The 24,189-nt window shown below is 68.2% G+C and carries 24 protein-coding genes and 1 pseudogene; 19 read left to right on the plus strand and 6 right to left on the minus strand.

The window, feature by feature from the left end:
- The first annotated feature begins 343 nt into the window (after positions 1-343).
- Both AC1RQF_RS26635 and AC1RQF_RS26640 read left to right on the plus strand, forming a co-directional pair.
- Positions 344-778, plus strand: a complete 435-nt coding sequence (locus AC1RQF_RS26635; RefSeq protein WP_273999105.1) for a CHRD domain-containing protein — start codon at positions 344-346, stop codon at positions 776-778.
- A 63-nt stretch (positions 779-841) separates the two neighbouring features.
- On the plus strand, positions 842-1,792 hold the full coding sequence (locus AC1RQF_RS26640) for an alpha/beta hydrolase (protein ID WP_273999104.1): 951 nt from the start codon (positions 842-844) through the stop codon (positions 1,790-1,792).
- Here AC1RQF_RS26640 and AC1RQF_RS26645 read toward each other — a convergent pair.
- Positions 1,762-2,622 carry an EcsC family protein gene (locus AC1RQF_RS26645; RefSeq protein WP_273999103.1) on the minus strand — a complete coding sequence of 287 codons (861 nt, stop codon included), beginning with the start codon at positions 2,620-2,622 and terminating at the stop codon, positions 1,762-1,764. The genes AC1RQF_RS26640 and AC1RQF_RS26645 overlap by 31 nt on opposite strands.
- A 105-nt stretch (positions 2,623-2,727) precedes the next feature.
- Between AC1RQF_RS26645 and AC1RQF_RS26650 the strand changes: the two genes are divergently transcribed.
- Both AC1RQF_RS26650 and AC1RQF_RS26655 read left to right on the plus strand, forming a co-directional pair.
- Positions 2,728-4,323 carry an MFS transporter gene (locus AC1RQF_RS26650; RefSeq protein WP_273999102.1) on the plus strand — a complete coding sequence of 532 codons (1,596 nt, stop codon included), beginning with the start codon at positions 2,728-2,730 and terminating at the stop codon, positions 4,321-4,323.
- Between the two features lie 38 nt (positions 4,324-4,361).
- Positions 4,362-4,814 carry a MarR family winged helix-turn-helix transcriptional regulator gene (locus AC1RQF_RS26655; protein ID WP_273999101.1) on the plus strand — a complete coding sequence of 151 codons (453 nt, stop codon included), beginning with the start codon at positions 4,362-4,364 and terminating at the stop codon, positions 4,812-4,814.
- 4 nt (positions 4,815-4,818) lie between these two features.
- Here AC1RQF_RS26655 and AC1RQF_RS26660 read toward each other — a convergent pair whose 3' ends face one another.
- Both AC1RQF_RS26660 and AC1RQF_RS26665 read right to left on the minus strand, forming a co-directional pair.
- The gene (locus tag AC1RQF_RS26660; protein ID WP_273999100.1) at positions 4,819-5,400 is read right to left on the minus strand and encodes a DJ-1/PfpI family protein; all 582 of its coding nucleotides are present in this window, start codon (positions 5,398-5,400) and stop codon (positions 4,819-4,821) included.
- 89 nt (positions 5,401-5,489) lie between these two features.
- Positions 5,490-6,827, minus strand: coding sequence for an amino acid deaminase (locus tag AC1RQF_RS26665; protein ID WP_492873315.1), 1,338 nt, complete (start codon positions 6,825-6,827; stop codon positions 5,490-5,492).
- A gap of 119 nt (positions 6,828-6,946) precedes the next feature.
- On the opposite strand from AC1RQF_RS26665, the gene AC1RQF_RS26670 reads away from it, so the two are divergent.
- From AC1RQF_RS26670 to AC1RQF_RS26690, 5 genes are all read left to right on the plus strand, one after another.
- The gene (locus tag AC1RQF_RS26670) at positions 6,947-7,840 is read left to right on the plus strand and encodes a MurR/RpiR family transcriptional regulator (protein ID WP_273999097.1); all 894 of its coding nucleotides are present in this window, start codon (positions 6,947-6,949) and stop codon (positions 7,838-7,840) included.
- Between the two features lies 1 nt (position 7,841).
- Positions 7,842-9,311, plus strand: a complete 1,470-nt coding sequence (locus AC1RQF_RS26675) for an N-acyl-D-amino-acid deacylase family protein (RefSeq protein ID WP_273999096.1) — start codon at positions 7,842-7,844, stop codon at positions 9,309-9,311.
- A gap of 87 nt (positions 9,312-9,398) precedes the next feature.
- Entirely contained in the window at positions 9,399-9,785 is a 387-nt protein-coding gene (locus AC1RQF_RS26680) for a RidA family protein (protein WP_273999095.1), read from the plus strand.
- 510 nt (positions 9,786-10,295) lie between these two features.
- Complete coding sequence (locus tag AC1RQF_RS26685; RefSeq protein WP_273999093.1) at positions 10,296-10,469, plus strand: type II toxin-antitoxin system HicA family toxin; 174 nt, start codon at positions 10,296-10,298, stop codon at positions 10,467-10,469.
- A gap of 98 nt (positions 10,470-10,567) precedes the next feature.
- Complete coding sequence (locus AC1RQF_RS26690; protein ID WP_492873316.1) at positions 10,568-10,990, plus strand: type II toxin-antitoxin system HicB family antitoxin; 423 nt, start codon at positions 10,568-10,570, stop codon at positions 10,988-10,990.
- A 213-nt stretch (positions 10,991-11,203) separates the two neighbouring features.
- Here AC1RQF_RS26690 and queF read toward each other — a convergent pair whose 3' ends face one another.
- Positions 11,204-12,028, minus strand: a complete 825-nt coding sequence (gene queF / locus AC1RQF_RS26695; RefSeq protein ID WP_273999091.1) for an NADPH-dependent 7-cyano-7-deazaguanine reductase QueF — start codon at positions 12,026-12,028, stop codon at positions 11,204-11,206.
- Positions 12,029-12,042: 14 nt separating this feature from the next.
- On the minus strand, positions 12,043-13,566 hold the full coding sequence (ilvA, locus tag AC1RQF_RS26700; protein WP_273999090.1) for a threonine ammonia-lyase, biosynthetic: 1,524 nt from the start codon (positions 13,564-13,566) through the stop codon (positions 12,043-12,045).
- 37 nt (positions 13,567-13,603) lie between these two features.
- On the opposite strand from ilvA, the pseudogene AC1RQF_RS26705 reads away from it, so the two are divergent.
- Positions 13,604-13,675 (plus strand): annotated as a pseudogene (locus AC1RQF_RS26705) (DNA methyltransferase); the annotation flags it as partial.
- A 112-nt stretch (positions 13,676-13,787) separates the two neighbouring features.
- Here AC1RQF_RS26705 and AC1RQF_RS26710 read toward each other — a convergent pair.
- Positions 13,788-14,075: a hypothetical protein gene (locus tag AC1RQF_RS26710; protein ID WP_252982326.1), complete on the minus strand. Its 288-nt coding sequence runs from the start codon at positions 14,073-14,075 to the stop codon at positions 13,788-13,790.
- On the opposite strand from AC1RQF_RS26710, the gene AC1RQF_RS26715 reads away from it, so the two are divergent.
- The 9 genes from AC1RQF_RS26715 to AC1RQF_RS26755 all read left to right on the plus strand — a co-directional run.
- Complete coding sequence (locus tag AC1RQF_RS26715) at positions 14,074-18,087, plus strand: FAD/FMN-binding oxidoreductase (protein ID WP_273999089.1); 4,014 nt, start codon at positions 14,074-14,076, stop codon at positions 18,085-18,087. The two genes, AC1RQF_RS26710 and AC1RQF_RS26715, sit on opposite strands and share 2 nt — an antisense overlap.
- 45 nt (positions 18,088-18,132) lie before the next feature.
- Positions 18,133-18,576, plus strand: coding sequence for an HIT family protein (locus AC1RQF_RS26720; RefSeq protein WP_252982324.1), 444 nt, complete (start codon positions 18,133-18,135; stop codon positions 18,574-18,576).
- A complete protein-coding gene (locus AC1RQF_RS26725) occupies positions 18,573-18,986 on the plus strand; it encodes a gamma-butyrobetaine hydroxylase family protein (RefSeq protein ID WP_252982323.1) in 414 nt (137 codons plus the stop codon). The genes AC1RQF_RS26720 and AC1RQF_RS26725 overlap by 4 nt, the downstream gene beginning before the upstream one ends.
- Before the next feature lie 52 nt (positions 18,987-19,038).
- Positions 19,039-19,770, plus strand: coding sequence for a bifunctional demethylmenaquinone methyltransferase/2-methoxy-6-polyprenyl-1,4-benzoquinol methylase UbiE (gene ubiE / locus AC1RQF_RS26730; RefSeq protein WP_492873317.1), 732 nt, complete (start codon positions 19,039-19,041; stop codon positions 19,768-19,770).
- Between the two features lie 42 nt (positions 19,771-19,812).
- Positions 19,813-20,832 (plus strand): Tim44 domain-containing protein, encoded by a 1,020-nt coding sequence (locus AC1RQF_RS26735; RefSeq protein WP_273999084.1) that lies wholly within the window; start codon positions 19,813-19,815, stop codon positions 20,830-20,832.
- A 106-nt stretch (positions 20,833-20,938) separates the two neighbouring features.
- The gene (locus AC1RQF_RS26740) at positions 20,939-21,583 is read left to right on the plus strand and encodes a ubiquinone biosynthesis accessory factor UbiJ (protein WP_273999083.1); all 645 of its coding nucleotides are present in this window, start codon (positions 20,939-20,941) and stop codon (positions 21,581-21,583) included.
- Positions 21,584-21,595: 12 nt separating this feature from the next.
- Entirely contained in the window at positions 21,596-23,173 is a 1,578-nt protein-coding gene (ubiB, locus tag AC1RQF_RS26745; protein ID WP_492873318.1) for a ubiquinone biosynthesis regulatory protein kinase UbiB, read from the plus strand.
- Between the two features lie 59 nt (positions 23,174-23,232).
- Positions 23,233-23,859, plus strand: coding sequence for a class I SAM-dependent methyltransferase (locus AC1RQF_RS26750; protein WP_492873319.1), 627 nt, complete (start codon positions 23,233-23,235; stop codon positions 23,857-23,859).
- 75 nt (positions 23,860-23,934) lie between these two features.
- Positions 23,935-24,189: FmdB family zinc ribbon protein (locus AC1RQF_RS26755; protein WP_492873320.1), on the plus strand; the 255-nt coding region annotated here is incomplete at its 3' end.

Consider the following 24,189-nt stretch of genomic DNA (forward strand, 5'->3'; position numbering starts at 1 on the left):
GTCGATGATCGCGCGCGCCCGCGCTGCGCAATTTTGTGTGCGTGCGGAACGGGGCGCGCGGCGCGGCGGGCAGGCAAAAAAAAACGCGGCCCGCGGGCCGCGTCAAAACTCGCAGAATCCTTCGGACGGAAGGAAATACTGTGCCGCGCAGTGTAGCGAACCGCGTTGCGCGGATTGAGCCGGATCCGCGCAACACTCTGTTCGGCGCGCGTGCGTGTTTCGCGCGGCGCATTCGTGCGTCGTGCGCGCGCGGCGCGCGATCGACTACCATGACCGGAGCGGTCGGATCGGCGCGGCAGCCTGTCGTGCGATCGCAGACCGTCGTGACGGGAGGGGTCCATCCATGTTTTCGTTTCGCCTGATCCGCATCGGCGTGCTGGCCGCGGCGTTCGCCGCGGGCGGCGCGCATGCCGAAACCGTGCAGCTCGCCGCGAGCCTGCAGCCGTCGAGCGAGGTGCCGCCGACCACGAGCAAGGGCGAGGGCAAGCTTGCCGCGACCTTCGACACCGCGAGCCGCACGTTGAGCTGGAGCGTGTCCTACGCGGGCCTGACGGGGCCCGCGACCGCCGCGCACTTCCACGGGCCGGCGCCCGTGGGACAGAACGCGGGGGTCCAGGTGCCGATCCCGAAGGACGGGCTGGCGAGCCCGATCAAGGGTTCGAAGGAACTGACCGACTCGCAGGTCACCGACCTGATGGCGGGCAAGTGGTACTTCAACATCCACACGGGCGCGCATCCGATGGGCGAGATCCGCGGCCAGGTGCTGCCCGCGGGCTGACCGGCAAGGCGTGCGGTTCGGCGCGCATGGTATGGTGCGCGTTCCCGTTCCCGAGTGCGTTCGATGAGTTGGCAAAGCAAGGTCGCATGCTGGCTGTTGCGCCGGCATTTCTATCCTGAAACGCTCAATCCCGTGATCGATCCGGCGCGCGCGCGCCGGCTCACCGCGCTGCGCGCGCGCTGGGCGCGGCGCGCGCCGTCCGGCTGGCGGCTGCGCGAGCACGGCCGGCCCGAGGACGCGCCGCTTGCCGGCGAATGGTTCGAGCGCACCGATGCGACGCCCGGCCGCCTGCTGCTGTATTTCCACGGCGGCGGCTATTACTTCTGCTCGCCCGCCACGCACCGGCCGATCGTGTTCACGCTCGCGCGGCGCGCGAACGTGCGCGCGTTTTCCCTCGACTACCGGCTCGCGCCCGAGCATCCGTTCCCGGCCGCGCTCGCCGACGCGCTCGCCGCGTACCGGCGCCTGCTGGCGCTCGGCACGCCGCCCGAGTCGATCGTGTTCGGCGGCGATTCGGCGGGCGGCGGCCTCGCGCTCGCGACGCTGGTCGCGCTGCGCGACGCCGGCGAGGCACTGCCGGCGGGGGCGATCCTGTTCTCGCCGTGGACCGATCTCGCCGCCACCGGCGAGACCCTGCGCAGCCACGACGGCATCGACCCGATGTTCGCGGGCGCGGCGCTCGGCCGCGCCGCGCGGCTCTATCTCGGCGACGCGCCCGCCACCCATCCGCATGCGTCGCCGCTGTACGCGGATTTCGACGGCCTGCCGCCGCTGTTCATCCAGGCGGGCAGCACCGAGGTGCTGCTCGACGACGCGCGGCGCGTCGCCGACAAGGCGCGCGCGGCCGGCGTGCCGGTCGAATTCGAGATCTGGCCGCGGCAGCCGCATGTCTGGCAGATCTATACGCCGTTCGTGCCGGAGGCGGGGCAGGCGCTCGAGCGCGCGGCCGCGTTCATGCGGCGCGTCGCGGTCGAGCGGGGCACTCAGCGCACGGCGGACGCGTCGATCGCCTGATACGCGGCCTCGACGGCCGCCGTGCCGTAGCGGCGCTCGAGGCGGCGGATCGCGAAGTGGCCGTGCGCGGCCTGCTGGAAGTGATCGATGAAGAGCGTATTGACGGTCGCGCCGAGCACCGCGCCGAGCGCCGGAATCGACTTCGCGGCGACCTGTTCCGTGACCTGCGCGGAAAAGCGCGCGGTCACGGCCTGCAGCAGCTTGAGCAGGGTGGTCGAGCCCTTGACCGCGAAACCCTTCGACGCGATCTCCGACGACGCCTTCGACACCGCCTGCGCGAGCGCGCCGCGCAGCGCGAAATAGCCGAAATCGGCGCTTTCGGCGCTGCCGTCCGAGGGCTGGAAGCCGCTGCCCATGCCGAGCACGGCGAGGCATTGCAGCTGGGTCTCGATCGAATGCAGGTCCTCGCCCTCGCTGCGCGCGATGTCGCAGATCGAGCGGAACATCAGCGTGGTCGTGACCGGCAGCTCGACCGGCAGCGCGAACAGCCCGAACGCGCCGCCCGCCGCGCCGGTGGTGGCGACCGCGAGCTTGTGCAGCAGGTTGCTCGGCTTGTCCGGCGTCTCGCCCGCGCTCGCGACGCCGCCCGACTTGCCGATCGTGCGCAGCGCGAGGTGCAGGCACTTGCGCAGCGCGAGCTGGGTCGCGTCGTTGATCTTGTCGGTCGCGAAGCCCGGCAGCTTCGCGATCAGCTTCTCGATCGGCGCGCCCACCACGCTCGTCAGCTTGACCGTCAGCGACGGGCTTTCGAGCGCGAGCTTGGCGCGCCGCAGCGTATCCAGATCGGCGGCCGACAGCGTCGGACCGGTGATGGATGAAATCGGTTCCATATCCCTCCTGATGGGGCGGATGGGCGCGCGCGCGTTCTGCGCTGCGCAACGCCACATGATAGAATTTTTTATTCGTTGACTCGTCAAACGTTGCGCCGACAAAAAATGGCTGTTCATACCGCTGCCCACCATTCGAGCGGGCAAGTCCTGCCGTTCCGGGAATCGCTGCTCGCGATGCTCGGCATTTCCTTCGTCACGATGCTCGTCGCGCTCGACCAGACCGTGGTCGGCACCGCGCTGCCGACGATCGTCGCGGAACTCAAGGGGTTCGAGCTGTACGCGTGGGTCGCGACCTCGTACCTGCTGAGTTCGGTGATCACCGTGCCGATCTTCGGCCGGCTCGGCGACTACTACGGGCGCAAGCCGTTCGTGATCGCGTCGATCGTCGTGTTCACCGGTGCGTCGGTGCTGTGCGGGATGGCCAACGACATGCTGTTCCTGGTGCTCGCGCGCGGCCTGCAGGGCATCGGCGGCGGGATGCTGGTCGGCACCGCGTTCGCGTGCATCCCGGACCTGTTTCCCGATTCGGTGGTCCGGCTGCGCTGGCAGGTGATGATGAGTTCCGCGTTCGGCATCGCGAACGCGATCGGCCCGTCGCTGGGCGGGATCCTCACGCAGTATTACGGCTGGCGTTCGGTGTTCTACGTGAACCTGCCGGTCGGGCTGCTGTCGCTGCTGTTCGTGTGGCGCTTCCTGCCGCACCTGCGCCATGTCGAACACACGCAGAAGATGCGGCTCGACTGGCCCGGCGCGGTGCTGATCGCGGTGACGCTCGGCGCGCTGCAGCTGTTCGTCGAATGGCTGCCGAAGTACGGCCTCGTCGGCTGGCCGACGTTGCTGCTCGCGGTCGGGCTCGCGGGCGGGGCGACGCTGTGGTGGTGGGAGAAGCGCTGCGCGCAGCCGATCCTGCCGTTCGACATGTTCGCGAACCGCGCGCTGTCGACGCTGTTCGTGCTCGCGATCCTCGGCGGCTTCGCGATGTTCTCGCTGCTGTTCTACGCGCCGCTGCTGTTCCAGGGCGGTTTCGGGATGTCGCCGAAGGACGCCGGGCTCGTGATCACGCCGCTCGTCGTGTTCATCACGATCGGCAGCATCATGAACGGCCGCGTGATCACGCGGATCCGCCGCCCGAACGTGATGCTGCCGCTCGGTTTCGCGCTGTTCGCGATCGCGTGCGGCGGGGTGGTCGCGGCGAACCACGCGACGCCCGGCTGGCTGCTGATGACGCTGATGGTCGTGGGCGGGATCGGCCTCGGCTTCGTGCTGCCGAACCTCACGGTGTTCGCGCAGCAGACGGCGGGCCGCGAGCATCTGGGGATCGCGACCGCGCTGCTGCAGTCGCTGCGGATGGTGGGCGGGATGGTCGGCACCGCGCTGACGGGCACCCTCGTCAGCGAAATGTACGCAGGCGGCGTGCGCGGCGCGCTCGGTGTCGAGCATGCGTCGCGCTGGTTCGCGCGTCTCGCCGATCCGCAGATCCTGATCGACCGCGTCGCGCAGGCGCGCGTGATCGACGAGCTGACCCGCGCGGGGCACGACGGCGCGCGCCTGATCGAGGCGGCGCGCGATGCGCTGGTGGGCGCGATCCACCTGGGCGTGGCGCTTGGCGCGCTGGTCGCGCTGTTCGCCGCCTGGCACGCGCGGCGCGTGCCGCCCATCACGCTGCGGCGCGCGGCCGAGCCGACCGTCGCGGTCGACTGACGCGCGCCGTGACCACTACACGAGGATCGAGCGAGCGGATGGAAGAACGGGATCACGTCGCGGTCATGCAGCAGTTCGGCCGCACCTACCGCGCCTTCATGGGCGCATTCGAACACTACGTCGGCCAGCCGCTGCCGCGCTGGCGCATCATGCTGATGCTGAACCAGCATGGCGGCTCGTCGTCGCAGAAGCGGCTCGTCGAGACGATGCGGATCGACCCGGGCGCGCTGACCCGGCAACTGAAGACGCTGGAGGCGCTCGGCTGGATCGAGCGCGAACCGGACCCGCGCGACAATCGCGTGACCAACGTGACGCTGACGGCGGCGGGGCGCGCCGCGTTCGAGGGCTGCCTGCCGCGTCGCAATGCGTTCCTGCGCAAGACCATGGCGTCGCTGCCGGACGACGCGCTCGACGCGTTGTCCGGCGCGCTCGCGCTGCTGGAGGTGCGGGTGTCGGAAGTCGGGCTGTCCGACGAGGCGGGCGCGCCCTGAGCGCCTACAGTTCGATGCGCGTGCCGAGCAGCACGAGGAACTGCGCGAGCCATGCGGGGTGCGCGGGCCAGGCGGGCGCGGTGACGAACGGCGCATCGGTGACGGCCTCGTCGACCTTGAGGTCGACGTACTCGCCGCCCGCGAGCCGCACTTCGGGCGCGCAGGCCGGATAGGCGGAGATGCGCTTGCCGCGGATCACCTCGGCCGCGGCAAGCAGCTGCGCCGCGTGGCAGATCGCCGCGATCGGCTTGCCCGCGGCGGCGAACGCGCGCACCAGCGCGATCACCTGTGGATCGAGCCGCAGATACTCGGGCGCGCGGCCGCCCGCGATCGCGAGCGCGTCGTAGCGCGCGGCGTCGACGCCGTCGAAGCTCGCGTTCAGCGTGAACTGATGGCCAGGCTTCTCGGTGTAGGTCTGGTCGCCTTCGAAATCGTGGATCGCGGTCTTGATCTTGTCGCCGGCGCGCTTGCCGGGACACACGGCGTCGACCTGATGGCCGATCGCCTGCAGTGCCTGGAACGGCACCATGGTTTCGTAGTCTTCGGCGAAATCGCCGGTCAGAAACAGGATCTTCTTGGCGGGCATGGCGTTCTCCTGACGGGTGGGCGCCACGCAGTGTACTCCGCGCGCGCCGTGCGCGCCGCCCGCTCGGGCGGCGGCGGGCGCGCGACGGCTCAGAAGAAGGTTTCGATGACTTCCGTGACGCGGTACTGCGGGTCGAGCACCAGCAGCTGACGCCATTTGTCGAAGGTCAGACACGGGTGCGAGATGTCGAACGCGACCATGTCGCCGACTTTCAGGTCCGCATCGGCCGGGACTTGCAGGTAAGCGTGCTGGTCCATCATGCCGGTGACCTTCCAGCCTTCGTCGGCGCCCAGCAGGCGCGGCGCGGCGCCCGACGCAGCGGCGCCCGACGCTTCATCCTCGTCCGACGTCGCCTCGGCGCCCGATGCGGCGACGGGCCGGAAATGGCGGGCGGGCTCGGGGAAGCCCGCGTCGAACGCCGCGTCGCGCTTGCCGAGCGCGATGATCGCGCGGCCCGGCTCCGGGATCGACTGCACGTAGGCCCACAGCTGCAGCGCGGGCAGCAGCCCTTCGCCCATCTTCTTCGCGACCGGATTGCGCGCGAAGATGTCGTTCTGCGCCTGCTTGTAGATGCCGACGTCGTGCGTCAGGTAGCAGCCCGGCCGCAGCACGACGTCGATCACGCCTTCCGACTGCGCCTGCGCGAATTCGTCGGCGACCACGTCGTACCACGCGGAGCCCGCGCCCGACAGCAGCGCCGGCCCGCGCGCGAAGCGCCCGGCGGCGGCCAGCTCGCGCGCGAGCTTGACCGCGCGCTGCAGGAACGTGCGCACCTCGGTTTCCTCCTTCAGCACCCCTTCGTACAGCTCGATGCCGGCGAGCCGCAGCACGCCCGGGTGACGCTCGACGGCGGCCAGCACCGCGTCGCGCTGCGCGTCGTCGCGCACGCCGGTGCGTCCGCCCGGCACGCCCAGCTCGAGCAGCACGTCGAGCGTGCGGCCCGCGGCGCCGAAGAACGCGCCCAGCTGCTCGACGCCGTCGACCGAATCGACGAGACAGAAGAACTCGAAGCTCGGGTCGCTCAACAGCTCCGCGATCATCGTCATGTTGCGCTTGCCGACCAGCTGGTTGGCAAGCAGCACGCGGCTCACGCCGCCGTGGTACGCGGCCTGCACCTGGTGCGCGGTCGCCAGCGTGATGCCCCACGCGCCCGCGTCCAGCTGGCGGCGGAACAGCTGCGGCGCCATCGTGGTCTTGCCGTGCGGCGCGAGCTTCACGCCGTACTCGGCGACGAACGCCTGCATCCATTGCAGGTTGTGCTCGACCCGGTCCGCGTACAGCACGGCGGTGGGCAGGCTCACGTCCTCGGCGAGCAGGTTCCATTCGAGCCGGCTCGCGTCCGCGAGCGGCACGCTCGCGCTGGGGAGGTTGCCGAGGCCCTTGCTGAACGGCGCGATCGTCGCGTCTTGATAGTTTGTAACTTTCATGTCATCTCGCTCCATCATCCATGTATATCGCTTGGAAGTTGACTTGGCGATAGTACAGAAAGTAGCATCGGCACCGCAATGTTATTTACTAACAGCATCCGCATCCCTCGTTTATTCACATGAATTCGTTCGCCGAACCGCCCGCCTTCGACATCGTCGCCCGGATCGCCGAGTGCGCGCCGGAGCTGCGCGACGCCGAGCGCAAGGTCGCCGGCTTCATCCTCGACGACCTCGCGCGCGCCGCTCACGCCAGTATCAACGCGCTCGCGGGTCAGGCCGATGTCAGCGTCGCGACGGTGACCCGTTTCGCGAAGGCGGTCGGCTGCCGCGACGTGCGCGAGCTGAAGCTGCGGCTCGCGCAGGCGGCGGCCGTCGGGCAGCGCTTCCTCGTGCCCGCGGAGGATCCGGCAAGCGGCGAGGCGAGCCCCGTCGCACGGGTGTTCGACGACGTGCAGGTCGCGCTCGCGCACAACCAGCAACTGCTGCGGCAGACCGGCTTCGACGCCGCGGCGCAGGCGCTGGCGGCCGCGCGCATGATCTACGTGTACGGGCAGGGCGGCGGTTCGACCGCGCTCGCCGACGAGCTGCGCTTCCGGCTCGTGCGTTTCGGCTGCCCGGTCGCGAGCTACCAGGACGGCCTGCTGCAGCGGATGGTGGCGAGCACGGTGACGAAGGACTGCGTGATCGTCGCGCTGTCCGCGACCGGCCGCGTGCCGGAGCTGCTCGACAGCTGCGCGCTCGCGAAGCGCTACGGCGCGACGCTGATCGCGATCACCGCGCCCGCCTCGCCGCTCGCGCAGCTCGCGGATCACCTGATCCCGGTGGTCGCGTACGAGACCGATTTCATTTTCAAACCGTCGACGTCGCGCTACGTGATGATGATGGCGCTCGACGTGCTCGTCACCGAGGTCGCGCTGCTGCTCGGCGACGCGTGCCGCGAGCGGCTGCGCCGCGTCAAGCTGGCGCTCGATGCCTATCGCGGCGGCGGAGACCGCCAACCCTTGGGAGATTGACATGCATTCGCATCCCGAAGCCGCCGACACGCTGATCGTCGGCGCCCAGCTGTACGACGGTACGGGCGCGCCGCCCGTCGAGCGCGACGTCGCGCTGCGCGACGGTCATGTCGCGGCGATCGGCAATCTGTCGAACTGGCTCGCGGAGACGGTGATCGACGCCGAGGGGCGCGCGCTCGCGCCCGGCTTCGTCGACGTGCACACGCACGACGACACGCACGTGATCCGCGCGCCGCAGATGCTGCCGAAGATCTCGCAGGGCGTGACGACGGTGATCGTCGGCAACTGCGGGATCAGCGCGTCGCCCGTCACGCTGGCGGGCGATCCGCCCGATCCGATGAACCTGCTCGGCGAGCGCGACGCGTTTTGCTACCCGAGCTTCGCCGCCTACGTGGACGCGGTCAACCAGGCGCGTCCGGCGGTGAACGTGGCGGCGCTGGTCGGTCATACCGCGCTGCGCAGCAACCAGATGGACCGGCTCGATCGCGCGGCCACCGGCGAGGAGATCGCCGCGATGCGCGCGCAGCTCGAAGAGGCGCTCGCGCACGGCGCGCTCGGCCTCAGCTCGGGGCTCGCCTACGGCTCCGCGTTCGCGGCGCCCACCGAGGAAGTGATGGCGCTCGCGGAGCCGCTCGCGTGGGCGGGCGCGCTGTATACGACGCACATGCGCACCGAGTTCGACGCGATCCTCGAGGCGATGGACGAGGCCTACCGGGTCGGCCGCCATGCACGCGTGCCGGTCGTGATCTCGCACCTGAAATGCGCGGGGCCGTCGAACTGGGGGCGCAGCGCGGAAGTGCTCGCGTCGCTCGACGGCGCGCGGCGGCTGCAGCCGATCGGCTGCGACTGCTATCCGTACAGCCGCAGCTCGTCGACGCTCGACCTCAAGCAGGTGACGGGCGACATCGACATCACGATCACCTGGTCGGAGCCGCATCCGGAGATGGCGGGCAAGCTGATCAGCACGATCGCGGCGGAATGGGGCGTGAGCGAGCAGGACGCCGCGCGCCGGCTGCAGCCGGCGGGCGCGGTGTATCACAACATGTCCGAGGACGACGTGCGGCGGATCCTCTCGCATCCGGCGACGATGGTCGGCTCGGACGGGCTGCCCAACGATCCGCTGCCGCATCCGCGGCTGTGGGGCGCGTTCCCGCGCGTGCTCGGCCACTATGCGCGCGACAGCGGCCTGCTGCCGCTGGAAGAAGCCGTGCGCAAGATGACCTCGCTGTCGGCGCGCCGCTTCGGTCTGGAAAAGCGCGGCGAGGTGCGGATCGGCTACCACGCCGACCTGGTGCTGTTCGATCCGGCGCGGGTGCTCGATGCCGCGACCTTTGACCGGCCGCAGCAGCCGGCGCGCGGGATCGACGCGGTATGGGTGAACGGCGTGCTGTCGTATCGCGACGGCATGCCGACGGGCGAGCGCGCGGGCCATTTCGTCGCGCGCGGCGCGCGGGCGGCGGACGCGTTTTGAGTCCGGCGGCGCGCGGCGTCAATTCCAATCTCAATCCGGCGCGCGCGGGCGCGCCGTCATGCATCGAAACCGAACAGGAGTGAATCGATGAAGCGTTATGGTGTGGGTGATGCGAAGGGGACGGGCGGTCAGGTGATGCCGTTTGCGCGGGCGGTCGAGGCCGACGGCTGGCTGTACGTGTCGGGTCAGACGCCGATGGTGAACGGCGAGGTCGTCGAGGGCGGCATCGTCACGCAGTCGAAGCAGACGATCGAGAACGTGATCGCGATCCTGAAGGAAGCGGGCTACGGGCTCGAACACGTCGTGCGCTGCGGCGTGTGGCTCGACGACGCGCGCGATTTCGCGTCGTTCAACAAGGTGTTCCTGTCGTACTTCGGCGAGCATCCGCCGGCGCGCGCCTGTGTGCAGTCGAGCATGGTGATCGACTGCAAGGTCGAGGTCGACTGCATCGCGTACAAGAAGCCGGGCGCGTAAGCGGCCGGATCGCGCGGCGCCGCGAGCGGGGCCGCGCAAGTGTGTCGTTGTATTCAGGCGCTGAACGGGCGTCCTGACATGGCGGGATCGCCCGATCCCGCTCGATGGAAATCTCTGCGCGCCGCTGTTGGCGGCTGGCGTGCCGAGGAATCGGCAGGCGCGGATCGCGCACCTGCTCTTGCCGGCGCGCCGTCGCAGTCGTGCGTCGACGATCCTGCGCGGCGCTTTCCGAAGCGCGTCCCATTTCAATCTCGTCCTTTCCCCGATGCGCGGCCCGTGAGGGCTCCCTTTCGGTGTGCGTCGTTCAGCCACGGCGGGAGGGATCGCGCCGACACGTGTCATGCGCGTCTGTCGAGTCGGCCGATCGTTGGCCGGCACTGTGCTTCGGCGTCGGCAAAAATGTTTTCCGGGGCCTTGTTGAAGTAAACAAAATTGTTTACTCTTCTCGGGTGCGTGGCATCTGAATCACGAGGCGAGCGGAGGCGCGGGCAGGCAGAAGCGGGAGGCCGAGTGAAATTCAGCGAATTCAGGCGATGGTTGGTCGATCGGGGCGCCACCTTCGAGGAGGGGGCGAAGCATGCGAAGGTGTACCTGAATGGCCGGCAGACGACGCTTCCGAGGCACTCCGGAGAGATAGGGGAGGGCTTGAGGAGGGCAATTTGCAAGCAACTGGGATTGGCGTGAGGAGGAAGCCCCAAGGGGTTTCGGTCGCACCGGCCACACTGATTGCTTGATGCGCACGACTTCATGCAATCGTGCTTGATGAGTAGAAGGAGATTCCTATGTTGCGTTATCCGGCCAAACTGGAGCGGGACGGAGAGGGATACGTCGTAACGTTTCGAGATATTCCTGAAGCCATTACCTCCGGCGCCACGAAGGAGGAGGCGTGGGTCATGGCGGAGGACGCGCTGCTGACCGCGATGGACTTCTACATCGAAGATGAGCGGGTGGTTCCCCCTCCCTCCGGCGCAAGACGTGGCGAGGCGTTCGTGGAGTTGCCCGCGAGCGTGTCCGCCAAGGTTCTGCTTCTGAATGCGATGGTGGATCAAAGCGTGCGGCCGTTCGAACTGGCCAAGCGGATGGGGATCCGGCGTCAGGAGGTTCAAAGGATCATGGATCTGTCGCACGTGACGAAGATCGACACGCTGGAGGCGGCGTTTGCTGCGCTCGGAAAGCGTCTGGAGATTACCGCCGAGGCGTTCTAGATGGCATCGGCCGACATGATCCGGAGCGAACGGGCCGATGGATGGTCCGACGACCGACTGATCGATGGTTCGGCGTTTTCTTTTTGCATTGCGCGATCGACGCGTTACGTGAAACTCCTTGATTCACTACCGGAAACTCGATGCTAACCATGCGCGGCTTGTCGGACCTTTCCGCCCGGCGGCGCGCATCGTTGGCGTCCGTTTTTACGCTGCTTACTGCCGCGCCGTGCGCGCGTTGTCCGGCATCGGCTGGTTGTAGTTGGTGCGGAACGGGTTGATGTCGAGCCCGCCGCGCCGCGTGTATCGCGCATACACCGCGAGCTTGACCGGCTTGCACGCGCGCAGCACGTCGGCGAAGATCCGCTCGACGCACTGCTCATGGAAGCCCGTGTGGCTGCGAAACGAGATGATGTAGCGCAGCAGCCCGGCGTGGTCGATCGGCGGGCCGACATAGTGGATCTGCACGCTGCCCCAGTCCGGCTGGCCCGTGACCGGGCAGTTCGACTTCAGCAGGTCCGACACCAGGGTTTCCTCGACGGGCGCCTCGTCGTGCGCCGCCGACAGCAGCGACGGATCCGGATGGTAGACCTCCGCATCGAGATCGAGCCGGTCGAGCGACAGCCCGTCCAACTCCTCCATCTTCAGCTTGCGGAAGTCGGCGGCCGCCGTGAGCTGCACGGCCACGCTCGCGCCGCAGCTGGCGGAGACGTCGCGCTTGAGCGTGTCGCGCACCGCGTCGAGCGACTCGAACACGGTCTGCGCGAACGAACCCAGGTACAGCTTGAACGATTTCGATTCGACGATGTTCGGCGATTCGGCCGGCACGAAGAAGGTCGCGACCGCGACCTGCGGCTTGCCGCGCGCGTTGAGCCAGGACAGCTCGTAGGCGTTCCAGATGTCGGTGCCGAAGAACGGCAGCTGCGCGCCGATGCCGATCTGCTCGCGCGATCCCGCGCGCGGGATCGGGAACAGCAGCGCCGCATCGTAGCGGTCCGAGTAGACGGTGTCCTTGCCGAGTGGGGAATGTTCGGGATGCATGGTGCGGTCTGAAGTCAGGAAAGGAATAGACGATACGCCGGATTGCCGCTTTCTTCCCAGTACGGGTAGCCGAGCGCGGCGAGGAAGCGGTCGAACTCCGCATGATCGGCCTGCGGCACCTGCAGCCCGACCAGGATCGAGCTGTAGTCGGCGCCCTGGTTGCGATAGTGGAACAGGCTGATGTTCCAGTCGGGGGCCATCGACGACAGGAATTTCATCAGCGCGCCCGGCCGTTCCGGGAATTCGAAGCGGAACAGCCGCTCGTCGCGCGCGAGCGGCGAGCGGCCGCCGACCATGTAGCGCACGTGCTGCTTCGACAGCTCGTCGCCCGACAGGTCGACGGTGGTGAAGCCGTGCGCCTCGAAGTTGGCCGCGATCTCGGCCGGTTCGTCGCGCCGGCGGATCTGCACGCCGACGAAGATGTGGGCCGCCCGCGCATCGGCGATGCGGTAGTTGAACTCGGTCACGTTGCGGTCGCCGACCAGCGCGCAGAAGCGCCGGAAACTGCCGCGCTCCTCGGGGATCGTCACTGCGAACACCGCCTCGCGTGCCTCGCCGACCTCGGCGCGCTCCGCGACGAAGCGCATCCGGTCGAAATTCATGTTCGCGCCCGAGGTGACCGCGACGAGCGTCTGGCCCTCGATTCCCTCGCGCTCCGCGTAGCGCTTCGCGCCCGCGACCGCGAGCGAGCCGGCGGGCTCCAGCACGCTGCGGGTGTCCTGGAATACGTCCTTGATCGCGGCGCACAGCGCGTCGGTATCGACCGTCACGACATCGTCAAGATACGCGTCGCACAATCGAAAGGTTTCCTCGCCGACCAGCTTGACCGCGGTGCCGTCGGAGAACAGCCCGACCTCGGTGAGCGCGACGCGCGCGCCGGCTTTCAGCGACTGCGCCATCGCGCAGGAGTCGTCGGTCTGCACGCCGATCACGCGGATTTCCGGGCGCACCGCCTTCACGTACGCGGCCACGCCCGCGGCGAGGCCGCCGCCGCCGATCGGCACGAAGATCGCGTGGATCGGGCCCTGATGCTGGCGCAGGATTTCCATCGCGATCGTGCCCTGGCCGGCGATTACGTACGGATCGTCGAACGGGTGCACGAAGGTCAGGTCGCGCGCGCGCTGCACCTCGAGCGCATGCGCATAGGCATCGCTGTACGACTCGCCCGCCTGGATCACCTCGACCGTCGGGCCGCCGTGCGCGCGCACCGCGTCGACCTTGACCTGCGGGGTGGTCACGGGCACCACGATCACCGCCTTGACGCCGAGCCGCGCGGCCGAGAACGCCACGCCCTGCGCGTGATTGCCGGCCGAGGCGGTGATCACGCCGCGCGCGAGCGCGTCGGCGGGAATGTGCGCCATCTTGTTGTACGCGCCGCGCAGCTTGAACGAGAACACCGGCTGGTTGTCCTCGCGCTTCAGGTAGACCGGGTTGCCGAGCCGCGCGGACAGGTTGCGCGCGAGTTCGAGTTCGGTCTCTACCGCGACGTCGTAGACGCGTGCGGTCAGGATTTTCTTCAGATAATCGTGGGAAGCCATGAGAGAACGCGGGACGGAAGCGGTAAGCGAACGGTAAAACGGCAATGATAGCGCCAACCCTCGTCGTTTCGGGCTTAACCGGATGGTTACCGACCGGACGGATGGTGAAAGGCCGCGCGCGCCGCGCCGCGAGGCCCGCCGGAGCCGGTCCCGGGTCCGGTCCCGGGTCCGGTCCGGCCCCTCACGGGATGGGCGATCATGGGTTAGAATCCCTTTTTGAATCAAGGATCGGAAGATGCAAAGGCCGCCCCGGATCGCCAGTTTGAAGCCGTCGCCGCGCGCAGCATGTCCTGCGGCGGAACGGCACGCGCGTTGCGCGCGATCGTGTTGATGGCTCCGAGCGCCGCCAGGGCGTGATGATCGATTCGCAGTCGGGCGCCGTCGCGCCGGCTCGGGTCCCATGCAAAGCCACGCGCCTGGTAACAGAAGATTTCCCCAAGATTGCGCACCTCGCGCTTGCCGGTCTCACGTCGTGACGGCGTGGACGGCGCTTCGAATCGTCCGAACATGAACGCACCGCAAGTTTTCGACCCGCACGGCGCGGCCGCTGCCGTCGCCGCCGACCCCGCGCCCCGCCTGCGCGAGATCCCGTATAACTACACGTCGTTCTCCGATCGCGAGATCGTGATCCGCCTGCTCGGCGACGAAGCCTGGGCCGTGCTCGACGAGCTGCGCGCCGAACGCCGCACCGGCCGCTCGGCGCGGATGCTGTACGAAGTGCTCGGCGACATCTGGGTGGTGCGTCGCAATCCCTACCTGCAGGACGACCTGCTCGACAATCCGAAGCGCCGCGCGTTGCTGATCGAGGCGCTGAACCACCGCCTGTCCGAGATCGAGAAGCGCCGCAGCGCCGACCTCACCGCGCACCGCGACGACGCCGGCCGCGAGCGCGCGGCGCGCGTCGAGATGCTGGCCGCGGCCGCGCATCGCGCGGTCGACACCTTCGCGCACGAATTCGAGAAGATGGCCGAGTTGCGCCGGCGCGCGACGAAGGCGCTCGGCCGCTGCACGCAAAAGGACAACATCCGCTTCGACGGCCTCTCGCGCGTGTCGCATGTGACCGACGCGACCGACTGGCGCGTCGAGTATCCGTTCGTCGTGCTGACGCCGGACAGCGAGGCCGAGATCGCGGCGCTCGTGAAGACCTGCTTCGAGCTGGGCCTGACGGTGATCCCGCGCGGCGGCGGCACCGGCTATACGGGCGGCGCGGTGCCGCTCACGCCGTTTTCCGCGGTGGTCAACACCGAGAAGCTCGAACAGCTCGGCGCGGTCGAGCTGACCGAGCTGCCGGGCGTCGCGCACAAGGTGCCGACGATCTTCTCCGGCGCGGGCGTGGTCACGCGCCGCGTGACCGAGGCGGCCGAGGCGGCCGGCTACGTGTTCGCGGTCGATCCGACCTCGCTCGACGCATCCTGCATCGGCGGCAACGTCGCGATGAACGCGGGCGGCAAGAAGGCCGTGCTGTGGGGCACCGCGCTCGACAATCTGGCGTGGTGGCGGATGGTCGATCCGGACGGCAACTGGCTGGAGGTCACGCGGATCGAGCACAACCTCGGCAAGATCCACGACATCGCGGTCGCGCGCTTCGAACTGAAGTGGTTCGACGGCGCGCGCGCGCCGGGCGAGAAGCTGCTGCGCACCGAGACGCTCGATATCGAGGGCCGCCGTTTCCGCAAGGAAGGGCTGGGCAAGGACGTCACCGACAAGTTCCTCGCGGGCCTGCCGGGCGTGCAGAAGGAAGGCTGCGACGGGCTCATCACGTCCGCGCGCTGGGTGCTGCACAAGATGCCCGCGCATACCCGCACCGTGTGCCTCGAATTCTTCGGCCAGGCGCGCGAGGCGATTCCGAGCATCGTCGAGATCAAGGACTACCTGTTCGAGACCTCGAAACAGGGCGGCGCGATCCTCGCGGGCCTCGAGCACCTCGACGAGCGCTATCTGCGCGCGGTCGGCTACGCGACCAAGAGCAAGCGCAACGCCTTCCCGAAGATGGTGCTGATCGGCGACATCGTCGGCGACGACGCGGACGCGGTCGCGACCGCGACCTCGGAAGTGATCCGGATGGCGAACGGCAAGAGCGGCGAGGGCTTCGTCGCGGTCAGCGCGGAGGCGCGCAAGCGCTTCTGGCTCGACCGCAGCCGCACCGCGGCGATCGCGAAGCACACCAACGCGTTCAAGATCAACGAGGACGTGGTGATCCCGCTCGACCGGATGGGCGAGTACACCGACGGCATCGAGCGCATCAACATCGAGCTGTCGATCAAGAACAAGCTGCAGCTGGTCGACGCGCTCGAGGCGTTCTTCTCGACGGGCAAGCTGCCGCTCGGCAAGAGCGACGACGCCAACGAGATCCCGAGCGCGGAACTGCTGGAGGACCGCGTGCAGCAGGCGCTCGCGCTGCTCAAGCGGGTGCGCGCGCGCTGGATCTTCCTGCGCGACAAGCTCGACCTGTCGCTGCGCGAGGCGCAGCACTACCTCGTGCAGCTCGGCTACGAGGCGCTCGCCGAAAAGCTCGCCGACCGCGTCGACGCGCAGCCGGATGCAACCGTGTTCCACATCGTTCAGGACCGCACCGTGCGGGTGTCGTGGAAGCAGGAGATCCGCGCGGAGCTGCGCGCGATCTTCAACGGCGGCGCGTTCAAGCAGATCCTCGACGAGGCGCAGGGCGTCCACAAGCAGGTGCTGCGCGGCCGCGTGTTCGTCGCGCTGCACATGCACGCGGGCGACGGCAACGTGCACACCAACCTGCCCGTCAACTCCGACAACTACGAGATGCTGCAGGACGCCCATACCGCGGTCGCGCGCATCATGAAGCTCGCGCGCTCGCTCGACGGCGTGATCTCGGGCGAGCACGGCATCGGCATCACGAAGCTCGAGTTCCTGACCGAGGACGAGATCGGCGAATTCCGCGCCTACAAGCAGCGCGTCGATCCGGAAGGGCGCTTCAACAAGGGCAAGCTGCTCGCGGGCGCGGACCTGCGCAACGCGTACACGCCGTCCTTCGGGCTGATGGGCTACGAATCGCTGATCATGCAGCAGTCCGACATCGGCGCGATCGCCAGCTCGGTGAAGGACTGCCTGCGCTGCGGCAAGTGCAAGCCGGTGTGCGCGACCCACGTGCCGCGCGCGAACCTGCTGTACAGCCCGCGCAACAAGATCCTCGCGACCTCGCTGCTGGTCGAGGCGTTCCTGTACGAGGAACAGACCCGGCGCGGCGTGTCGATCAAGCACTGGGACGAGTTCAACGACGTCGCCGACCACTGCACGGTGTGCCACAAGTGCGAGACGCCGTGCCCGGTGAAGATCGACTTCGGCGACGTGACGATGAACATGCGCAACCTGCTGCGCAAGATGGGCAAGAAGAAGTTCAACCCGGGCCAGGCGGCGGGGATGTTCTTCCTGAACGCGACCAATCCGCAGACCATCAATGCCGCGCGCAGCGTGATGATGGGGGTGGGCTACAAGGCGCAGCGCTTCGCCAACGACGTGCTCAAGAAGGTGGTGAAGAAGCAGACAGCGCATCCGCCCGCGACCACCGGCAAGCCGCCCGTGGTCGAACAGGTGATCCACTTCGTCAACAAGAAGATGCCGGGCAACCTGCCGAAGAAGACGGCGCGCGCGCTGCTCGACATCGAGGACAACAAGATCGTGCCGATCATCCGCGATCCGAAGACGACCTCGGTCGATTCGGAGGCGGTGTTCTACTTCCCGGGCTGCGGCTCCGAGCGCCTGTTCTCGCAGGTCGGGCTCGCGACCCAGGCGATGCTGTGGGAAGCCGGGGTGCAGACGGTGCTGCCGCCGGGCTACCTGTGCTGCGGCTATCCGCAGCGCGGCGCGGGCCAGTACGACAAGGCGGAGAAGATCGTCACCGACAACCGGGTGCTGTTCCACCGGGTCGCGACGACGCTCAACTACCTCGACATCAAGACCGTCGTGGTGTCGTGCGGCACCTGCTACGACCAGCTCGCCGGGTACGAATTCGACAAGATCTTCCCGGGCTGCCGGATCATCGACATCCACGAGTTCCTGCTCGAGAAGGGCATCAAGCTCGACGGCGTGGCGGGCGTGCGCTACATGTACCACGACCCGTGCCATACGCCGATCAAGACGATGGACCCGGTCACGCTGGTCAACGAGCTGATGGGCGCGGAGAAGGACGGCTACCGGATCGAGAAGAACGATCGCTGCTGCGGCGAATCGGGCACGCTCGCGGTCACGCGCCCGGACGTGTCGACGCAGGTGCGCTTCCGCAAGGAAGAGGAGCTGCGCAAGGGCGCGGCCAAGCTGCGCAACATCCCGGTCGTGGCGGCCGACGGCGCGCCGCCGGCCGCCGCTGCCGACGTGAAGATCCTGACCAGCTGCCCGTCCTGCCTGCAGGGCCTGTCGCGCTACAACGAGGACGCCGACATCTCGGCCGACTACATCGTGGTCGAGATCGCGCGCAATGTACTCGGCGAGAACTGGATGGCCGACTATGTCGCTCGCGCGAATAATGGCGGGATCGAGCGCGTACTGGTGTAATGTCACGAACATTCCACCCGTAATTCCACCCGTAAGGAAGCGACGATGGATTGCATCTTCTGCCGCGAGGACGGCGGCGAACTGCTGTGGAAGGATGACGCGCTGCGCGTCGTTCTGGCGACCGGCGAGACCGATTACCCGGGCTTCTGCCGGGTGATCTGGCATGCGCACGTCGCCGAATTCTCCGACCTGAGCGAGGCGGAGCGCGTGTACCTGATGCGGATCGTGTGCGCGGTCGAGCGGGCGGTGCGGCGCGTGATGCAGCCCGCCAAGGTGAACCTCGCGAGCCTCGGCAACCAGGTGCCGCACGTGCACTGGCACGTGATCCCGCGCTTCTCCAACGACGCGCACTTTCCGCAGCCGGTCTGGGCGCCTCGCCAGCGCTCGGTGTCGGACGCGCTGCTGCGGCTGCGCGCCGCGCAGGCCACGCTGCTGCACAACGCGGTGCGCGAGGAAATCGAACAGATCATCGAACAGGGAGAGCCATGAGCGGCTTGACTTCCACGACGCCGATTCCGTCCGGCGTCGTCGTGCACGCGGTGTCGCGCGTGCTCGAACTGCAGTACCCGAACGGCGAGAGCTACCGGATTCCCTTCGAGCTGATGCGCGTCTATTCGCCGTCGGCGGAAGTGCGCGGCCACGGGCCGGGGCAGGAAACCCTGCAGACCGGCAAGCGCGAGGTGTCGATCACGGCGCTCGAGGGCGTCGGCCACTACGCATTGCAGCCGACCTTCTCCGACGGCCATTCGACCGGCATCTACTCGTGGGATCTGCTGTACGAGCTGGCGACCCGCCAGGACGCGCTATGGCGCGAGTATTTCGATAAATTGAAGGCGGCGGGCGTCGAACGCGACGCCCCGATGCCAGCGGCCTCGGGGTCGCAAGGCCACTGCCACTGAGCAACGGCGCCGGATGCGGCGCCGTTCTGTCTTTTCCAGAGGAATCTACGCGATGAGCAAAACCCACTTCGGCTTCGAAACCGTCGAGGAATCCGAGAAAGCGAAGAAGGTGGCGGGGGTGTTCCACTCGGTCGCGAGCAACTACGACCTGATGAACGACCTGATGTCGGCCGGCATGCATCGGGCGTGGAAGGCGTTCACGATCGCGCAGGCGAACGTGCGGCCCGGCTTCAAGGTGCTCGACCTCGCGGCCGGCACGGGCGACCTGACCCGTTCGTTCGCGAAGGCGGCCGGCCCGACGGGCGAGGTCTGGCATACCGACATCAACGAATCGATGCTGCGGGTCGGCCGCGACCGGTTGCTCGACGGCGGCGTCGTGACCCCCTCGCTCCTGTGCGACGCGGAGAAAATTCCCTTTCCGGACAACCACTTCGACCTCGTGACGGTCGCGTTCGGGCTGCGCAACATGACCCACAAGGATCTGGCGCTGGCCGAGATGCGCCGCGTGACGAAGCCGGGCGGCCGCGTGATGGTGCTCGAGTTCTCGAAGGTGTGGTCGCCGCTGAAGAAAGCCTACGATCTCTATTCTTTCAAAGTATTACCGTGGCTTGGCGACAAGTTCGCGAAAGATGCTGAAAGTTACCGGTATCTTGCTGAATCCATCCGGATGCACCCCGATCAGGACACGCTGAAGACGATGATGGAACTCGCTGGTCTCGACGCCGTCAAATATTACAATTTGTCAGGTGGCGTGGTAGCGTTACACCTCGGAACCAAGTACTAAGGGGTTCTTTCCATACATTTGTCTTACATTCTGGAGATGGAGATGTCTGATTCCCGTTCATTGTTTAACCGCAGCAAGCAGCCGAAGCCGTGGGCGAAACGGATCGGCACGCTCCTGATGGTCGGCCTGCTCACGGCCGGTACGTTCGCGTCGCTCGACGCCGAGGCGAAGCGCATGGGCGGCGGCCGCAGCGTCGGCCGCCAGTCGCAGTCGCTGCAGCAGCGCCAGGCGACCCCGCCCGCGCAGCAGCCGATGCAGCAGGCCGCGCCGTCGCAGGCGCAGCGCGCGCCCGGCGCGCAGCCGACGCCGGCCGCGCAGCCGAACCGCTCGCGCTGGCTCGGGCCGATCGCCGGTCTCGCGGCCGGCCTCGGCATCGCCGCGCTGCTGTCGCACTTCGGTCTGGGCGGGGCGTTCGCGAGCATGATGGCGAACGTCATCGTGATCGCGCTGCTCGCGATGGTCGGCATCTGGCTGATCCGCAAGTTCATGAATCGTCGTCGTTCGCAGGAACCGGCGTACGCGACGGGCGGCAGCCAGCCGTCGCTGAACCAGGGTGGCTTCGACACCGGCTTCAGCCAGAACCAGAATCAGGGCTACGCGGGCTCGGGCAGCAGCTACGCCGGCGAGGCGCAGCGCGTGTTCGGCGGCGGCGCGGCGCCGGTCGCGGCGGCCGCGGCCGCCGTGGCGGTGCCGGCCGGCTTCGACACCGAGGCGTTCCTGCGCAACGCGAAGGTCTACTTCGTGCGCCTGCAGGCTGCCTGGGACGAAGGCAACATGGCCGATATCCGTGAATTCACGACGCCGGAGATGTTCGCGGAAGTGAAGGTCGACCTCGCCTCGCGCGGCGCGGGCGCCAACCAGACCGACGTCGCGCAGCTCGACGCCGAGCTGCTGGCGGTCGAGGAGCGCGGCGCCGAGTCGCTCGCGAGCGTGCGCTTCTCGGGGCTGATCCGCGAGGCGGCCGGCGCGTCGGCCGAGCCGTTCGAGGAAATCTGGAACCTGTCGAAGGCGGACGGCCAGGGCTGGCTGCTCGCGGGCATCCAGCAGGTCAACACGCACTGACCGAAATCGGTTTCCTGTCACGCGGCAAGAGGGCGGGACCGAACCGACGTTACAATAGAAACCCGCGCAGGCGTCCCGCCTGCGCGGGTTTTTCTTTCCCTGTCCGATGACCTTTGCCGCCAAGCCTTTTGTCGCTGCCGTCAATCACCTGCTCGCCCGCGAATCCTGGGCGCGCGACCGCCTGACTCCCTACGCCGGCAAGCTCGCCCGGCTCGACGTGCCGCCCGTGACGCTGCTGCTCGCGGTGCAGCCGGACGGCTGTCTGGCCGCGGTCGACGAACACGACGCGCGCGGCTGCGACGTCTCGATCGCACTCGGCGCGGCGGGGCGCTCGCCGCTCGACGCGGCGGCTGCGTTCGCGCAGGGCGGCCAGGCGGCGCTGATGAAGCACGTGAAGATCGAGGGCGACGCCGAATTCGCCACGCAGATCGCGAAGCTCGCCGAGCATCTGCGCTGGGAGCCGGAGGAGGATCTGGCGCGCCTGATCGGCGACGCGCCGGCGCATCGGATCGCCGCGCTCGTGCGTACGACGGGCGAGCATGCGCGGCGCACCGGCCGCAACCTGCTGGGCTCGCTGACCGAGTACTGGCTCGATGAGAATCCCCAGGTGGTGCGGCGCGCCGCGCTCGCCGATGTCGGCGCGGAACTGGCGCGCGCGCGCGATGCGCTCGCGCGGGTCGAGAAGCGGGTCGAGCGACTAGAACAAAGCATTGGCGCGCGCGCGGGCGGCAGCCCGCGCAGCGCGCACTGAGGGCCGTCACGCATGCGCATTTTCCGTTTCATCAAGATTGTCTATACCGTTATCCGTTTCGGCCTGGACGAGGTGATGTTGTCGCGCGTCGACGACCGGCGCGTGAAGCTGCTGCTGCGCATCACGACGATCGGCCGGCGCTTTTCCGATCCACCCGCGGTGCGGCTGCGCCGGGCGCTCGAAAGCCTGGGCCCGATCTTCGTGAAGTTCGGCCAGGTGCTGTCGACGCGGCGCGACCTGCTGCCCGTCGATTTCGCGAACGAACTCGCGAAGCTGCAGGATCAGGTGCCGCCGTTCGAGTCGGCGGTCGCGATCGCGCTGATCGAGAAGTCGCTCGGCGCGCAGGTCGACGTGGTGTTCGACGAATTCGAGCGCGATCCGGTCGCGAGCGCGTCGATCGCGCAGGTGCACTTCGCCAAGTTCCGCGAGGGCACGCACGCGGGCCGCGCGGTCGCGATCAAGGTGCTGCGGCCGAACATGCTGCCCGTGATCGATTCCGACCTCGCGCTGTTGCGCGACATCGCCACCTGGACCGAGCGGCTGTGGCCGGACGGCCGTCGCCTGAAGCCGCGCGAGGTGGTCGCCGAGTTCGACAAGTACCTGCACGACGAGCTGGACCTGATGCGCGAGGCCGCCAACGGCAGCCAGCTGCGCCGCAACTTCGCGGGCGTCGATCTGCTGCTCGTGCCCGAGATGTTCTGGGACTATTCGACCTCGAGCGTGCTCGTGATGGAGCGCATGTCGGGCGTGCCGATCAGCCAGATCGATACGCTGCGCGCGGCGGGCGTCGATATCCCGAAGCTCGCGCGCGAAGGCGTCGAGATCTTCTTCACGCAGGTGTTCCGCGACGGCTTCTTCCACGCGGACATGCACCCGGGCAACATCCAGGTCAGCCTCGACCCGAAGAACTTCGGCCGTTACATCGCGCTCGACTTCGGCATCGTCGGCGCGCTGTCCGACTTCGACAAGAACTACCTCGCGCAGAATTTCCTCGCGTTCTTCAAGCGCGACTACCACCGGGTCGCCACGCTACACCTCGAATCCGGCTGGGTGCCGTCCGATACGCGGGTCGAGGAGCTGGAGAGCGCGATCCGCGCGGTCTGCGAGCCGTACTTCGACCGCGCGCTCAAGGACATCTCGCTCGGCCAGGTGCTGATGCGGCTGTTCTCCACCTCGCGCCGCTTCAACGTCGAGATCCAGCCGCAGCTGGTGCTGCTGCAGAAGACCATGCTGAACGTCGAGGGCCTCGGCCGTTCGCTCGACCCCGAACTGGACCTGTGGAAAACCGCGAAGCCGTATCTCGAACGCTGGATGACCGAGCAGATCGGCCTGCGCGGCTGGTACGAGCGTTTCAAGGTCGAGGCGCCGCAATGGAGCAAGACGCTGCCCCAGCTGCCGCGGCTGATCCACCACGTGCTCGCGGAACGCCATGCGGCGCCGCGCGTGGCGAGCGACGAGATGATGCGGCAGATCCTGCTCGAACAGAAGCGCACCAACCGGCTGTTGCAGGCGCTGTTGGTGTTTGGGCTCGCAATGGGCGTCGGCGCGGTGATGACCCGGATCCTGATCGTCCTCGCGTACGGCGGCTGAGCGCCGCCACAACACGCCGGCGCGCGGCGCCGCACCTGGAGCACGGAACGATGCGCGCAGTGAAGCCTCCCCACCCTGACGCGGGCCCGAGCGGCGCCGATTTCGCATCGCGCAACCCGGCCGACGCGGCATTCTGGGACGAGCGGTTCGAGCGGGGCGTGACGCCCTGGGATCAGGCGGGCGCGCCGCCCGAGTTCGTCGCGTTCGCTTCGGCGCATGCGCCGCGCCCGGTGCTGATTCCCGGTTGCGGCAGCGCGTACGAGGCGCTGTGGCTCGCGCGCGCGGGCTGGCCGGTGCGCGCGATCGATTTCGCGGCGCAGGCGGTGAGCGCGGCGCGCGCGCAGCTCGGCCCGCATGCGCTCCTGGTCGAGCAGGCCGATTTCTTCACCTATACGCCGCCGTTCACGCCGGAGTGGATCTACGAGCGGGCCTTCCTGTGCGCGATCCCGCGCACGCTGTGGCCCGCGTATGCGACGCGGATGGCGGCGCTGCTGCCGAAGGGCGGCCTGCTGGCCGGCTACTTCTTCATCGGCGAGACGCCGAAGGGGCCGCCGTTCGGCATCGAGCGCGCGGCGCTCGATGCGCTGCTCGGGCCGTATTTCGAACTGATCGACGACGCGCCGGTCGCGTCGTCCTTGCCGGTATTCGCGGGCCGCGAGCGCTGGCAGACCTGGCGCCGGTCGTAGTGAGGGGCGGGCGCGCCTTTCGGCTATAATTCAAGGTTTTGCAAGCCGTTTATCGTTTTCCGCGGGAAAAATATCATGCCGATCTACGCCTATCGATGCGAAGCGTGCGGTCACGCGAAGGATGTGCTCCAGAAGCTGAGCGATGCGCCGCTGTCGCAGTGCCCGGAGTGCGGGAAGGACAGTTTTCGCAAGCAGGTCACGGCCGCCGGGTTCCAATTGAAGGGCTCGGGCTGGTACGTGACCGATTTCCGCGGCGGCTCGGGCGGCGCGGCGGCGGCCGCGGCGAACCCGGCCGGCGAAACGGCGGCGGCCCCGGCGGCGACGCCGGCC

The sequence above is a fragment of the Burkholderia sp. GW821-FHT14F03 genome, assembly GCF_058803765.1.

Coding starts and splice junctions, on each gene's coding strand:
- AC1RQF_RS26665 (WP_492873315.1), bottom strand. CDS start 6,827: ATGAAAGTTACAAACTATCAAGACGCGACGATCGCGCCGTTCAGCAAG.
- AC1RQF_RS26675 (WP_273999096.1), top strand. CDS start 7,842: ATGCATTCGCATCCCGAAGCCGCCGACACGCTGATCGTCGGCGCCCAG.
- AC1RQF_RS26710 (WP_252982326.1), bottom strand. CDS start 14,075: ATGTTCGGACGATTCGAAGCGCCGTCCACGCCGTCACGACGTGAGACC.
- ubiE (WP_492873317.1), top strand. CDS start 19,039: ATGAGCAAAACCCACTTCGGCTTCGAAACCGTCGAGGAATCCGAGAAA.
- AC1RQF_RS26680 (WP_273999095.1), top strand. CDS start 9,399: ATGAAGCGTTATGGTGTGGGTGATGCGAAGGGGACGGGCGGTCAGGTG.
- AC1RQF_RS26715 (WP_273999089.1), top strand. CDS start 14,074: ATGAACGCACCGCAAGTTTTCGACCCGCACGGCGCGGCCGCTGCCGTC.
- AC1RQF_RS26670 (WP_273999097.1), top strand. CDS start 6,947: ATGAATTCGTTCGCCGAACCGCCCGCCTTCGACATCGTCGCCCGGATC.
- ubiB (WP_492873318.1), top strand. CDS start 21,596: ATGCGCATTTTCCGTTTCATCAAGATTGTCTATACCGTTATCCGTTTC.
- AC1RQF_RS26740 (WP_273999083.1), top strand. CDS start 20,939: ATGACCTTTGCCGCCAAGCCTTTTGTCGCTGCCGTCAATCACCTGCTC.
- ilvA (WP_273999090.1), bottom strand. CDS start 13,566: ATGGCTTCCCACGATTATCTGAAGAAAATCCTGACCGCACGCGTCTAC.
- AC1RQF_RS26645 (WP_273999103.1), bottom strand. CDS start 2,622: ATGGAACCGATTTCATCCATCACCGGTCCGACGCTGTCGGCCGCCGAT.
- AC1RQF_RS26635 (WP_273999105.1), top strand. CDS start 344: ATGTTTTCGTTTCGCCTGATCCGCATCGGCGTGCTGGCCGCGGCGTTC.
- AC1RQF_RS26655 (WP_273999101.1), top strand. CDS start 4,362: ATGGAAGAACGGGATCACGTCGCGGTCATGCAGCAGTTCGGCCGCACC.
- AC1RQF_RS26640 (WP_273999104.1), top strand. CDS start 842: ATGAGTTGGCAAAGCAAGGTCGCATGCTGGCTGTTGCGCCGGCATTTC.
- AC1RQF_RS26735 (WP_273999084.1), top strand. CDS start 19,813: ATGTCTGATTCCCGTTCATTGTTTAACCGCAGCAAGCAGCCGAAGCCG.
- queF (WP_273999091.1), bottom strand. CDS start 12,028: ATGCATCCCGAACATTCCCCACTCGGCAAGGACACCGTCTACTCGGAC.
- AC1RQF_RS26660 (WP_273999100.1), bottom strand. CDS start 5,400: ATGCCCGCCAAGAAGATCCTGTTTCTGACCGGCGATTTCGCCGAAGAC.
- AC1RQF_RS26720 (WP_252982324.1), top strand. CDS start 18,133: ATGGATTGCATCTTCTGCCGCGAGGACGGCGGCGAACTGCTGTGGAAG.
- AC1RQF_RS26650 (WP_273999102.1), top strand. CDS start 2,728: ATGGCTGTTCATACCGCTGCCCACCATTCGAGCGGGCAAGTCCTGCCG.
- AC1RQF_RS26690 (WP_492873316.1), top strand. CDS start 10,568: ATGTTGCGTTATCCGGCCAAACTGGAGCGGGACGGAGAGGGATACGTC.
- AC1RQF_RS26725 (WP_252982323.1), top strand. CDS start 18,573: ATGAGCGGCTTGACTTCCACGACGCCGATTCCGTCCGGCGTCGTCGTG.